This is a genomic window from Sulfurovum sp. NBC37-1 (assembly GCF_000010345.1).
In the GTDB taxonomy this organism is placed as follows: Bacteria; Campylobacterota; Campylobacteria; order Campylobacterales; family Sulfurovaceae; genus Sulfurovum.
Genome location: NC_009663.1, coordinates 764,364 through 777,806, shown reverse-complemented (window position 1 = coordinate 777,806; position 13,443 = coordinate 764,364). Strand labels below are relative to the sequence as shown.

Annotated in this window: 13 protein-coding genes and 1 pseudogene; 6 read left to right on the top strand and 8 right to left on the bottom strand. The window is 41.9% G+C overall.

Features of this window, described 5'->3' with window-relative positions:
* Positions 1 to 32 precede the first annotated feature (32 nt).
* Positions 33 to 293 carry a hypothetical protein gene (locus SUN_RS03950; RefSeq protein WP_011980450.1) on the top strand — a complete coding sequence of 87 codons (261 nt, stop codon included), beginning with the start codon at positions 33 to 35 and terminating at the stop codon, positions 291 to 293.
* A 287-nt stretch (positions 294 to 580) separates the two neighbouring features.
* On the top strand, positions 581 to 1,807 hold the full coding sequence (locus SUN_RS03945; protein ID WP_148154636.1) for a response regulator: 1,227 nt from the start codon (positions 581 to 583) through the stop codon (positions 1,805 to 1,807).
* Positions 1,808 to 1,902: 95 nt separating this feature from the next.
* On the opposite strand, the gene SUN_RS03940 is transcribed toward SUN_RS03945, so the two are convergent.
* Positions 1,903 to 3,078, bottom strand: coding sequence for a hypothetical protein (locus tag SUN_RS03940; protein ID WP_011980448.1), 1,176 nt, complete (start codon positions 3,076 to 3,078; stop codon positions 1,903 to 1,905).
* Between the two features lie 174 nt (positions 3,079 to 3,252).
* Between SUN_RS03940 and rseP the strand changes: the two genes are divergently transcribed.
* The gene (rseP, locus tag SUN_RS03935) at positions 3,253 to 4,305 is read left to right on the top strand and encodes an RIP metalloprotease RseP (RefSeq protein ID WP_011980447.1); all 1,053 of its coding nucleotides are present in this window, start codon (positions 3,253 to 3,255) and stop codon (positions 4,303 to 4,305) included.
* Between the two features lie 129 nt (positions 4,306 to 4,434).
* Complete coding sequence (locus SUN_RS03930; protein ID WP_011980446.1) at positions 4,435 to 5,118, top strand: YggS family pyridoxal phosphate-dependent enzyme; 684 nt, start codon at positions 4,435 to 4,437, stop codon at positions 5,116 to 5,118.
* A gap of 30 nt (positions 5,119 to 5,148) precedes the next feature.
* On the opposite strand, the gene SUN_RS03925 is transcribed toward SUN_RS03930, so the two are convergent.
* The 6 genes from SUN_RS03925 to SUN_RS03900 form a co-directional block, all read right to left on the bottom strand.
* A complete protein-coding gene (locus tag SUN_RS03925; protein ID WP_011980445.1) occupies positions 5,149 to 5,568 on the bottom strand; it encodes a hypothetical protein in 420 nt (139 codons plus the stop codon).
* A gap of 24 nt (positions 5,569 to 5,592) precedes the next feature.
* The gene (locus SUN_RS03920) at positions 5,593 to 6,009 is read right to left on the bottom strand and encodes a Fur family transcriptional regulator (RefSeq protein WP_011980444.1); all 417 of its coding nucleotides are present in this window, start codon (positions 6,007 to 6,009) and stop codon (positions 5,593 to 5,595) included.
* A gap of 145 nt (positions 6,010 to 6,154) precedes the next feature.
* Positions 6,155 to 6,751, bottom strand: coding sequence for a peroxiredoxin (locus tag SUN_RS03915; RefSeq protein WP_011980443.1), 597 nt, complete (start codon positions 6,749 to 6,751; stop codon positions 6,155 to 6,157).
* 167 nt (positions 6,752 to 6,918) lie between these two features.
* Positions 6,919 to 8,748 carry a menaquinone biosynthesis decarboxylase gene (locus SUN_RS03910; RefSeq protein WP_011980442.1) on the bottom strand — a complete coding sequence of 610 codons (1,830 nt, stop codon included), beginning with the start codon at positions 8,746 to 8,748 and terminating at the stop codon, positions 6,919 to 6,921.
* A gap of 109 nt (positions 8,749 to 8,857) precedes the next feature.
* On the bottom strand, positions 8,858 to 9,790 hold the full coding sequence (locus SUN_RS03905) for a L,D-transpeptidase family protein (RefSeq protein ID WP_011980441.1): 933 nt from the start codon (positions 9,788 to 9,790) through the stop codon (positions 8,858 to 8,860).
* Positions 9,791 to 9,905: 115 nt separating this feature from the next.
* Positions 9,906 to 11,111: an IS256 family transposase gene (locus tag SUN_RS03900; protein ID WP_011980440.1), complete on the bottom strand. Its 1,206-nt coding sequence runs from the start codon at positions 11,109 to 11,111 to the stop codon at positions 9,906 to 9,908.
* A gap of 270 nt (positions 11,112 to 11,381) precedes the next feature.
* On the opposite strand from SUN_RS03900, the gene SUN_RS03895 reads away from it, so the two are divergent.
* On the top strand, positions 11,382 to 12,074 hold the full coding sequence (locus SUN_RS03895; RefSeq protein WP_050748034.1) for a transposase: 693 nt from the start codon (positions 11,382 to 11,384) through the stop codon (positions 12,072 to 12,074).
* A gap of 140 nt (positions 12,075 to 12,214) precedes the next feature.
* A pseudogene (locus tag SUN_RS13750) lies at positions 12,215 to 12,355 on the top strand (transposase); the annotation flags it as partial.
* A gap of 509 nt (positions 12,356 to 12,864) precedes the next feature.
* On the opposite strand, the gene SUN_RS03890 reads toward SUN_RS13750, so the two are convergent.
* Complete coding sequence (locus tag SUN_RS03890; RefSeq protein ID WP_011980439.1) at positions 12,865 to 13,440, bottom strand: class I SAM-dependent methyltransferase; 576 nt, start codon at positions 13,438 to 13,440, stop codon at positions 12,865 to 12,867.
* Positions 13,441 to 13,443 lie beyond the last annotated feature (3 nt).

Sequence of the window (13,443 nt, the reverse complement as noted above, 5' to 3'; positions counted from 1 at the left end):
TATCTATGTTATACCGTCAAAGGAGAAAAAAGGTGAAAGCAAACAAGCTTTTAAAAGATCAGTTAGACTATTTTGAAAATCAGACAAGAATATCTCTTTTGTCTTTATTTATACTCTCCCTGCTCATTGTCTACCTCGAGCTCGACCATCTAGACATTAGAGCGACACTCATATGGATTGGAATTAGCAGTGCTGTACTCATCATGCGTTTATTTGTCTCCAATAGCTACCGTAAACACAAAGAAAGTGCCAGAAGAGTAGACACGACGCTCTATTATTGGCTTTTTATATAGGAGTAGTATTGACTGCTCTTGTATGGGCTAGTGGCAGTTTTCTTTTTTTTGTTCCAAACTCACCCGCTGATCAAATTGTTCTTGTCCTTATCTATACGGGTATCACATCAGGGGCTATTGCCTCTCTTAGTGTACGTAAAGAATACTATCTTGTATATCTTTTCCTCTTTTTATCTCCTTTGGCCTATCTGTTTTATACCAGTCATAATGAAATCTCCACTACCGTTATCATACTTTTAGTCATTTATGGCATTTTTTTGACTTCACTCTCCCTCAAATACTTTCAAATGATCAACGATGGATTCAAGATCCGCTATGAAAACCTCGATCTGATAAAAGACCTCCAGCAGGCAAATATAGATGCTCAGATCGCATCAGAAACCAAGTCCGAATTTCTTGCCAACATGAGCCATGAGATCCGTACACCGATGACGGGTATCCTTGGTTTTGTCGAACAGTTAGCCAAAAAAGAGAACGACCCGGAACGGCTCAGACAATTCAATATCATCACAAAATCCGGTCAGACACTGCTTAGTATCATCAATGATATTTTGGATCTCTCAAAAATAGAAAGTGGCAAAATGACTCTGGAGCCACAACCCACTGACCTACACAAACTTTTTGATGATACGATCACACTTTTTGATGAGCTTATCAAGAGTAAAAATATTGATCTCCATAAAGAGATCGATGAAAAGTTGCCAAAATGTCTCATCATTGACCAGTTACGTTTCAAACAAGTGATCCTTAACCTTCTTAGCAATGCGATCAAATTTACACCCAGTGGCGGAAGTATTTCACTTCAGGCATCTTATGACCATACAACCCAAATACTTCAATGTGCAGTCCAGGACACAGGATTAGGCATAGGAAAAGAGCATCTTGAAAAGATATTTCATGCGTTTGCGCAAGAGGATACCTCAACTACCCGTCGCTATGGAGGCACAGGACTTGGGCTGACTATCTCCTCCAAACTTTTACATATGATGAAGGGTCAAATACATGTTCAAAGTACTTTAGGGGAAGGTAGCCGTTTTTATCTTGATGTACCTGTAGTATCCTGCAAAGAAACTGACCTATTTATAGACGAAAACCTACTTGATGAAAAAAGAGTTGGCAACTTAGTACTCAAAGGCCACGTACTTGTTGTGGATGACCAGGAGTTTAACCAAATGCTCCTAGGTACAGTTTTGAAACAGTATGGCGTAACCTATGACAGTGCCAATGACGGGGTTGATGCAGTCAGTCTTTATAGGCAAAATAGCTATGATGCCATCTTTATGGATGAGAACATGCCAAATATGAACGGCATAGAGGCAACAAGACAGATAAGAAGTATAGAAGAGGAACATGCACGTACCCGCACGCCTATCATCGCAGTTACTGCCAATGCACTCTCGTACGATAAACAGCGTTTTTTGGACGCAGGTATGGATGAGTATATCAGCAAACCCTATACAGAAGAAGCTGTCCTTAACGTATTAAAACACTACCTTCACAATTCAAAAAGCTAAATAGACGCTGAGCACTTGCGGGGTTGCATGTACTGTTCTATAAAAAGAACAATAAGTTGTGCAGGCATGATGCCTGTACAACGGAAGTGTAGTGTTTAATAAAGACTTTCTATCATCTTATCGAGATGGTTTTTCGCTCTGTAGAGGAAAAGTGTACTCTTACCTGAGAGTTTACCCTCTTCTGACATAGGCGTGTTGAGGAACTCTTTGATGGTCTTGATGAGATCATAGGTATCCTCCATCTCTTTGAGTGATTTGGCATGGTATTGTGTTGATTCCTCGTCACTTTTTTCCAGATGATGAATCCGCTTGAGTTTTCCCTTCTGCTCATGCAGGATCACTTCATAATTCTTCAGCGTCTCGATGGCATCTTTGATATGGGCATCGATGCTGTCCATCTCATCTTTACAGGTACCTTTGAGCGCTGCATACTCTTCCGCTTTTTTCAATTGCTCTTTGGCGAAAGAAAGATTGCTTGCAGCTTTTATGCTGACACGGATCTTGTAGACAATCCACATTACAAGCAGCACTGCAACGGCCAATATCGCTCCACCTACCATCGGATTATTCATGCCTACGAGCGAACCAAGACCTGCCAAGATACTTTTGTGCGTCTCTATGGATGCTATATTGTTCGGATTGAGCGTCATTCCTATTTTTTCCGTCGCAATATAAACAAGGCCGATCAGTGTAGCCAATCCGAAGATAAGAGCAAGCAGGAACCCGGTGAATTTACCGCTGGAGACATCACGGATATAGACCGGCGATACCTCCTCTTTGGTTTCAAAGACAACAGCCTCTTCTTCCTCCTTACCCTCGTCTGCACCGCTGTATCCCAGTGTTTCCAGCATCTCTTCACATTCGTCCATACCGCCTTTTTTGAGAGATTCTTTGGCTATCTCAAAATCTTTCAGATCGTCTGAAAGCAGGACTTTACACTCCTCCATCTGATTCTCGGCATCGTGTACGATATGCTTTGCCTTTTTGATAAGAAGCCCAGCAGCGTCCTGATTGTTCAAATTGGCGATCTGTGCATCAAGATCTTCTTCTGCTACTTCTTCAACCTTTTCTGTTTCATCGGAGGCTTCCGCTTCTTCACTTTTTTTAATATCTGCCTGAACCTCTTCATCCTTTTCAGGAACTTGAGTTTCCTCTATTGTCTCATTTTCAGGCTCAGTAACCTTATCGCTTTCCTCCAGATCAAGCAGTGCTTCCTCCAGATCTTCACCTTTTACCTCAAGTTCTTCATTCTGTTCTTTATGCTCACTCATAACTACTCCTCTTCAAAATATATTACTGCCTCCTTTCTATATAATCAGCAGCAACTTCTCACTATTTTATCAAAAAAATATTTCAAAAGATTAATCTATATCAATTTTTTACCACACTTGGATATAATCTGTTAAAAATTTATCCCGTCAAAGACAGGGATACATAGGATTTATATGGGTATTTTAGTTGCACTGCTGGTTCTTTCCGTACTGATCTTCTTTCATGAGCTTGGGCATTTCACTGCTGCACGTTTTTTTGGAGTACAAATCGATGTCTTCAGTATAGGATTTGGTAAACGCCTTTGGACAAAAAAGATTGGAAAGACCGAGTGGAGCATCTCCGCCATTCCTCTTGGCGGTTATGTCAGGATGAAAGGCCAGGATGATACTGACCCGACAAAGGTCAGCTACGATGAGGACAGTTACAATACCAAAAAACCATGGCAGCGTATTGTCATCCTGCTCGCCGGGCCTTTTGCCAATTTTCTGATGGCTTTCCTCCTCTACCTTGCCATTGCTTACATGGGTGTACCAAAACTGCTTCCGTATGTAGACAAGGTCACCAAAGATTCTCCGGCCTATCAGGCAGGCCTTCAAAAAAAGGACAAAATCCTTCAGATCAACGGTATAAATATCAGATTCTGGGAAGATATCGGTAAGCAGATCAATGCATCACAGGGAAAACTCACGATGATCATCGAAAGAGACCATCATCTCAAAACACTGACACTTAAACCCAAAGTGATCGAGGATAAGAATGTTTTTGGAGAAATGGTCAAACGGCGCATTATCGGTATTACCCCTCTGCCGAAACAGACGACTGTGATCTACGGCTTTACCGAAGGATGGAAGTATGCCTGGGATGAAACGGTCAAGGCAAGTACCCTGATCTTCAAAAGTGTACAGAAGCTCATTACCGGAGAGGTCAGTACAGACCAGCTCGGAGGGATTATCACTATCGTCGATGTCACGGCACAGGCGAGCCATGCCGGTATTTTGGCACTTTTCTTCTTTACAGCATTGATCTCAGTGAACCTTGGGGTACTGAACCTCATGCCGATCCCCGCACTGGACGGTGGACACATCATGTTCAACCTCTACGAGATGCTAAGGGGTAAAGCACCCAGTGAAAATGTCATGTACTATATGACCGTTACAGGCTGGGTACTGCTTGCCGGCTTGATGTTCCTTGGGATTTATAACGATATCCATCGGCTTATGGGCTAACCTCTTGCTTTGCAAAAGGAATGATGAATTATGAATTTTGAATTATGAATTTTGGTATGCTTTTCTTAATGAAAAGCTTTGATATCGGTAGGATGCCGTGCCCTCACAGAACTGACAAAGGATGCTAATATGATACTGGACAAAGAACACTTAAGAGCGAATCTCGATGAAGTCATCTGGAACATAGAAGAGGCGCGTATCTCCGTCAGCGAGCATCACATCGTACAGCTTGTCGCGGTGGGAAAATACACTGAAGTGGAGAATATTGTCACACTCTATAAACTTGGACAGAGAGCCTTCGGAGAGAACCAGGTGCAGCAGCTCAAAGCCCGTATGGCGGCACTTGAAGAACTTCCGCTTGAATGGCACATGATCGGCAGGCTCCAAAAGAACAAGATCAACAACCTCATCGACCTGCGTCCTTCACTCATGCAATCACTTGACTCTCTTTCTCTTGCTGAAGAGCTCAACAAAAAGCTTGATGCCAAAGAAGCGAAGATGAACTGCCTGCTTCAGATTAACTCTGCGAGGGAGGAAACCAAATCGGGCGTCACTCCGGAAGAAGCACAGGATATCTATCTGCAGATAAAAGAAAGCTGCCCGAACATCACACTTAAAGGTGTTATGACTATCGGGGCACATACCGATGACACCAAACTCATTCAGCAGAGTTTTGAAACCACACAAAGTATTTATGAAAAGTTGGAAAAAGAAGGAGCGACAGTCTGTTCTATGGGAATGAGTTCCGATTATGCCCTGGCGATCAAATGCGGATCGAACCTGATACGTGTGGGGTCGGCACTGTTCAGGTAGCAGGTTTGCTTACCCCCTACCTGCTCCTTGCTACCTACTATCTAGCCTAAGGTCCTTGTTTAAACGTTCAAATCCTTTTTCAACATCCTCTTGGGTCATATCTTCCATCAGATCGACATAGTAACTGTACTTCAGCGAGAACCCTTTACGCACCTCCATATTCAAATAACTGCTGGGAAAACCTTCGATGCATTTTGTCTGTACATTCTGGGTACTGTTACAGGTAATTCCGCTTTTATGGCTGATATCCAGATGGTACGGACAATTATCCTTAAAAGGGTACAGTTTTTCCATAGTCTTGCTGATCATTTTATTTTTGGGGAATACTGTCAATTTTAAACAGGGAAGAGGGGTCTTCAGGATTTTTTTATCATATACATTCACGATAGCTTTTTCATCGCAGGCAGTCAGGAACAACAAGCCGATACATATGAAAGATGTCTGTTTCATACTGTCTCCAGGTATGTTAGGAGGCTATACGTCACTCTGGCAGGATCCACAAACCCCATAAAGATTCACCTGGCGTCTGTCGAGTTTGAAATGTTCTTTCTCTGTCAATTCATGAAAAATCTTGTCCGTACTGGTCATACAATTCATATCTTCAACCTCTCCGCATTCTGTACAGATAAGATGCATATGGTCTATTTTTGCAAGTTCATATTTTGATTTTTTTCCGGCAATGGGTACTTCCACCAAAATACCGTTCTCCTGCATTAAAATAATATTTTTGTAGATCGTTGCAAGAGAGAGGGATGGATGCACTTTGATCACTTCTGCATAAATATCATCAACAGACATATGCCCGTGTTTTTCGATCACTTCAAGGATGTTCATACGCTGAAATGTTGCTTTGAGACCACTCTCTTTAAGAAGTGCCGCATAATCTGTCATTTTTGTCCTTTCCATCATAGGAATTGATACGTTAGCTCCGCACCCAAGCAAAAAGGGGGAGGGAGAAGAAAGCTTAAGTACGAAGCTAGCGTATCATTTCCAGACTTTTCCAGGCCAAAGCCTGGAATATATACTATACTGTTGTTTACAGTTCGTCAGCGTGCTTTTCAAGGTAAGCAGCAACACCTTCAGCGTCTGCCTTCATACCTTCGTCACCCGGCTGCCAACCTGCAGGACAAACTTCACCATGCTCGTTGGTAAAGAGCATCGCGTCTACCATTCTAAGCATCTCATCTTCATTTCTTCCAAGAGGAAGATCGTTGATGACCGCGTGTCTGATCGTTCCGTCAGCATCGATAAGGAAAGAACCTCTAAGTGCTACCGCTTCGTCAAGAAGCACGTCATAGTCTCTTGAGATCTGCTTGGTAAGGTCAGCGACCAACGGGAAGTTGATACGGCCGATACCACCCTGCTCTACCGGAGTTTCTCTCCATGCAAAGTGCGAGAACTGGCTGTCTACTGAAACACCGATGATGTTGATCCCTCGTTTCTTGAACTCTTCCGCTCTGTGTGAGAACGCGATGATCTCTGAAGGACATACAAAGGTAAAATCAAGCGGATAGAAGAAAAGAACCGCACCTTTTTCACCCAGGTTGTCCATAAGGTTGAAATCGTCTACGATCGATCCGTCAGCGAGTACCGCTGTAGCTGTAAAGTCAGGAGCTTTTTTTGTTACTAACATAATTTTTTTCCTTAAAGATAATTTTTATTACGTGAGAATTCTACCGGAATTTCTTTAATCTATTATTAATGAAAGAAGGAAAAGAGATAAAAATAGTCTTATTTTATTTTTTGTTTCCATAACGGTCATATTTGGTGCCGTGAGAACACGGCGCCAAACGGCACAAATCAGGCCTTATTAAAAGGCAAAAGTCCAAACCTTTTTATGAATACTTCATCAATATCTATGAGCCCCTTTTCCTGAAGAGAGTCAAGCACCTCTTTGGTACAGAAGGTATCACCCGGCCATTCACGCATAAAGCTGTCCACTTCGCTTTTGTTGGTCGCATCGATAGCAATGATGGATTTCAGTTTCACATCACGCTGTGCATCTATGTTATTGACCACACGCCAGATGAGCATATAGGGATCATTCAGATCATTGTTCGCCTCATCTACGACAACAAGTAGCCTGATATGTGCTTTGAGTACCCGCAGTTTTTTCATGAGTTTCTGCTGGGAGCGTTCTTTTTTTACGGCAATGACACAGACAGGATTTTTTGTATGGGTCATATACTGCTTGAGGCCGACCACGGAGCTGTCGATCTCCTGTATCGTGGCAAGCAGTGTTGCATCGTCCAGAAGTCCTTCCACGCCCTCTTCCACTTCATCACCCGTGGCATCTATCCCCAGTTTCCCGCCTACGAACTGTTCACTTGAAGAATGGTCCAGATGGTCTACGATCCCCTGGGTGATCAGTATTTTATCTTTACTGAGCCTGTTAAGGATATGCTCTGTCAAAGCTTCTGCCTCCTCAAGTTCCGGTGCATTCTCACCCACAAAGAGGGCATGTTTGACAAAACTCATCTGCCCCACACCCCAGAAGGCATGCATGAACTGCTGGGCATGTCCTTTGTACATCACTTTCATTTTGGCCAGTATCAGGTTGTGGAACACACCGTTCTCGGGCATATTGTAGTCAATGAGGTCCGGTGCCATCGGCTTGAGCATTGGCAAAAAGACACGCTCGGTTGCCCATCCCATATATTTATCCTCCAGCGGCGGTTTACCCACTACTGTTGCAGCGAACACAGGTTCTTTTTTCATTGTGACCGTCTCTACTTCCATGACGGGAAAAGGCTCTTTAAGCGTATAGTACCCCGTATGGTCTCCGAATGGCCCTTCTATTTCCATTATTTCAGGGTCAACGAAACCTTCGATGACGATATCCACATCTCTTGGAATATAGATATCATTGCTGATAGACTTCACAAGCTGGGCATTTTTATTTCTTACAAAACCGTACAATAACATTTCGAACATTCCGTGCGGCATCGGTGCCTGCCCGCACCAGATGTAAAGCGGGTCACCACCTATTGCTACCGTTACAGGCATCTTCTTTCCTGCTTTTTGGTACTGGTCAAAGAAGTGAGAAGCGTCTTTATGGATCTGCCAGTGCATCCCCAGCCTGTTCTTGTCATACTGCTGCAATCTGTACATCCCGAGGTTCTGCATCTGTCCGTCAAGGCTCTGGGTATAGACCTGCCCCATCGTAATGAACGGCCCCCCGTCCTCTTCCCATGTTTTAAGGATGGGCAGTCTGTCAAGATCGACCTCCTCTTTTGGAATGATCACTTCCTGGCATTCCCCTTTGAATTTCAGCCGTTTCGGAAAGACATTTTTAAGAGAAAAAAGTTTGGGGATCATCGCCAGTTTGGCTTTGAGTGTCTTGGGCGGTTTGAGCTTGAGAAGTTCCTCGATACCCTCAGCTACATCGTCGGGATGCTTTCCGAATATCTTCTCAGTGATCTCTTTGTTGGCAAAGATATTCATCAGTACAGGCATATCATACTCGATACCCTTGGCTTTGTTGATGGGTTTGGTAAAAAGAATCGGACGGGAGTCCTCTTTTTTTACCTCTACATACGCCACATGAGGAATCTCCAGCTCCACATCGAGCGCTTCATCTATGATCTTCAAGTTACCGTTGTCTTTAAGCCATTGTATGACATCCTGCATTGCACACCCTTCTTTTCAAATTGAAAAGATTATAGCAAAAAACAGCTACATATTTAGCTCGTTCCACATCCAACAGAGGATAAGAAGATAACCGGCACTGAATATCGGGTCAGCTGACCACAATTACTTTCGTACCAGGTTTTACTTTAGAAAAAATTGTTTTTGCAATTTTGAACGGAAGTCTTACACAACCATTGCTACCAGGGTGTCTCTTAATATATTTACTTGCATGCAATCCAACACCACCACTTGTTAAACGCATCCAGTGATGCATCGTATGACCAACATATTTTGCTTTTGGTCCTCTGTATTTTCTTCTGTCACCATGATAGACTTTTTTGCCGTTTCTATACATTTCACCGAATATAGTCGACTTTTTTGCTGCGATCTTTTCCATGATTTTGAATGTACCAAGTGGTGTATGTTTATCTCTATAGGTTTTTGTATTTGGCTCAAGTTTATGTTTTGCTCCCGTAGTACAAGGTGCAGAAAGTGCGACTTTTCCATTGACCAACAGTTTTACCCTCTGTTCGCTTACATCTACTTTTAGAATAGTGTTTTTACCGTTTGCTTTAGATAAAAGTTTATGATCTTTAAATACTTTGTAGCTCTTTCTCAAATTAGTATGTTTCGCAAAATCAGCATAACAGCTGTTTGAAGCTACGACATCCTTTTTTGCATGTTTTACTTTAGAAGACGTATGTGAAACTTTTACAAGCTTGACATTTTTAACTACTTTATCAAGCGTATTTTTAGTTTTTGTACCGACATAACCCAATGCAGGAGAAATGTTGTAATATTTCTGGAATTTTTCAACAGCCAGCTTAGTTTTTTTACCCCATTTGCCGTCTGTTTTAAGATTGAGTTTTAAATGCCTGTCTGTATTGAGTGCTATTTGCAGATTTTTGACCTCCTGCAGATTATTTGCACATTCCTGTGTTTCAAGCTTTTCACACATGTCGTCATAAGATTTGAAATTACTTTTTGCAGTTACGAGTGTAGAAAGCATAGCTATAGTTAAAAGAGTTTTGATAAAGTTCATATAGTCCCCAATTTTTGATTGGAAATATTTTATCAGTTTAGAATAAATTAAAAATAAAAGTCTGCTTGGTTTATACTTAAATTTCAAAAATTATATAAAGGGCAACTTGATAGCGTCAAAAATTTTCTGTAAATTCTTCCTCAGCCTCATCAGATTGTACCAAATTATTCCAAGAAACATACTTTCTATCCAGCCACTTGGCATTGGTGTCCACTGCCAGGGGCACCAACAGGCGTAGTACTGAGTTGTCACTTGGGAAAGCACCTACCACTTTCGTTCTTCTCTTTACCTCCTTGTTAAATCGCTCTAATACATTTGTAGAATGAATTTTCCTATGATGTGCTTTTGGAAATGCCAGAAATGTCAGTACATCCATCAGGTTCTTGGTCAGGTATTTGATCAGTTTTGGATGTGAGATCTCATAGGCTGAAGCCATACCGCTGGCATAGTCAATAGCATCCTGCATAGTTTTGGAATGCAGAATCACATTTATCTCTTCAAGGATAGTTTTGATATCCTTTTGAGGTACGACTTTCATGAGGTTTCTCTTAAAGTGTACCGAGCATAACTGCCAGCTTGAGCCTACGAAACTTTCACTGGCAGTTTTTTTGATCCCCTTGTGTCCATCAGAGATAATAAGATCCACTTTCTTTATTCCCCGTTCTTTTAAACCATCAAAGAAATCTTCATACGTTGAGACAGCTTCACTTTCCATTGGTGCAATATCGAGTATCTCTCTGTATCCCTCTTCATTGACTCCTATGGCTATCATCACTGCTTTGGAGACAAACCGTGAACCGTTAAAGACTTTCAGATAGAGTGAATCCACGTACAAGTAGGGATAGTAGGATCTTAGCGGTGAAGTTTTGAATTCTGTGACCAGTTCATCCAGTTCGTGGCTCAGGTTACTGACCGTGCTATGAGAAAGTTCAATATCCAGTGCCGAGACCACTGCTTCTACTTTTCTGGTGGAAACCCCTTTGAGGTAACTCTCAACGATCATCGACACCAAGGCTTTATCGATCCGGGAATAGTTCTCGAAGAGTTTGGTTTCAAACTTTCCGCTTCTGGCATAGGGACGTAACAGATTCAATTGACCCAGGGTTGTCTTTAACTGTCGTTCTTTATAGCTGTTACGGTAATCTTTTCGCTCTTCATTGCGTTCGTGACGACCTGCACCGATAAAGGCTTCGAACTCCTTCTCCAATATCGCATTGAGGATCTTCTCTCCTACCTGTCTAAATCCTTCTGTTTTATTGGCTATCAACAGCGGTGCCAACTCCTGCAGGTCAAACTCTATCTTATTTTCTTTTACTTCCATTGCTATGATTCCTTTTTCTTTTTATCATAGCTGATTTGGAATTTACAGAAATATTTTTACGCTACCTGCAACTTCGTCTTAGCTTTGACTAGGACTTGAAAGCCTCTTGCAAAATCTCACATTTGCAAAACCCATTATGTGTATTTAGTCACCCCTTAAAAACCCAAACACCTCCTTAAAACAGGCACTTTGGAAGCGATAAAAGGGTATAATTTCAACCAATAAACATAGTAAAAACAGGTCACTTCCTGGTCGAAACAGGTGTTAAAATTGCTTCCACAAACTCCAAAAAATACACAACCCAATCTTTTTCATTCACAGCTTCGAGATATGCTTGACAGCAATGATCCTCTCATTGCCCTTGCAGATACCATAAACTGGGAATTCTTCGATGAGTCCTTTGCCAAATACTACAGTGATGAAGGCAGACCGGCAAAGCCGATCCGCCTGATGGTCGGACTGCTGCTGTTAAAACAGTTGGAGAATCTCTCTGATGAGAATGTGGTTCTACAATGGAAACGTAACCCTTACTACCAATACTTCTGCGGTATGACAGAATATGTTCCGGCACTGCCTTGTGATGCAACAGAACTTGTCAAGTTCCGTCAGCGTATCGGAACAGAAGGGGTAGAGTCAATCTTTGCAATGAGTGTTGCACTTCATGGTAAAGATGCCCAGGAGAAACAGGTCATCATCGATACCACTGTACAGGAAAAGAATATTACATACCCCACAGATGGTAAACTGGCTATCAAGATGATCCATCATTTACACAACATTGCAAAAGAAGAATGCATACAATTAAGAAGAACCTATGTCAAAGAGATCAAAGGTCACAGGATTTCCCTTAGATTTTTCAGACATCCAAAGAAGATCAAGAAAGCCAGAGCTGCCATGAAAAAACTTGGAACCATTGTTGGTATTCTTATCAGGGATATTTCAAGAAACCTCGATGAAGCATAACTTGAAAAACATAAAGAAGCATTTGATCTCTATACAAAAGTGATCAATCAAAAGAGGTAGACGGTACAAAAATCTGCATTCCGGGTACACCCCTTAAAAGGGATACCAAATACCAGAAAGAACAGAAACGAAAGAAGTTTAGAAGACGGGCTGCCATTGAACCCATCATTGGTCATGTCAAGTCAGACCATAGGATGCAGAGGAACTATCTCAAAGGATTTATTGGCGATGAGATCAATTTGCTGCTTGCAGCAGCTGTATTTAATCTGAAGAAGTGGATGAACTGCTTCTTGGTGCTTATTTTTATCTGGAGAATAGAAATTATAGCCATGATATTGATACAGATTAAACCTAAAGACCGACAGAAATATACTGATCTTTATCTGATGCTTTACCGGTTGTGGTAGAATTGATGGTATGGAATTATTGGTCTGTCTTTGGAATGGGTTTTCAGGGGTGACTGTCTATGGAAAGGTGGAGACTCATCCCGTAAAACTGCTCTACAATTCTTATGTATACCTCTATTGTAAAAAGTATATTTCCAACACCTATCCTTTATTTTGACATTACTTTTATTCTCTATCTGTGATATAACCATACATCTTATGGCAAAAATCTCCAAGAAGAGAAAAAAACTTTATCAGAGCAAACTTCAAATCCAAAACTAAATCCATTAACCTCTCAGATGACTATGATGGCATTAAAGGAGAACAGGGCTTTAAAAATTATAGAATTTTTACAGGTTTATAACAAATAATATTTGAAGGATACCTCTAATAAGCACATAACATCAAGCCAATAACACCACGGTAAAATCTCCCTCCATGTACCCCTCTTTTATCTGCACTTTTGCACCAAGAGATCGGCAAAGCTCCCTGATCTCATAAGGAAGCCAGTAACTGAACTCTCCTTCCCGCTCCCTTCCTTCCAAAAGATTAAAAACAAATCCTTTACGGCTTTTGTCAAAACATCGCTGAATGAATAGTTTCGTCTCAAACCGTGTCAAAAGGTTCATAGACCCGCTTGCCACATACCAGTCTGCCACAGGCAGTGTCTGACGCAATATATCCCGTTGCATTATCTTGCAGCCTGTACGCATCTGAGCCTCTTTGACCATCGGTTCGCACAGATCCAAGCCGGTATAGGTCTTTGGCAGATTTTTCTTTTCCTTTAGGTAGAGGTAGAAGTCCCCAAAGCCGCATCCAGCATCGACAAGCGTATCCTGCCTCACATCCCCCAGGCAAGAGGCAATGGCTGAAAAACGGCGTTTCTGGGTCTGAGAGGAATCCCACGCCACACCTTCAGCCAATACACCATAGGTGTCGTAATTGTTCTGATAAAAGTTTTTTTGATCGATACGTGCCATGCA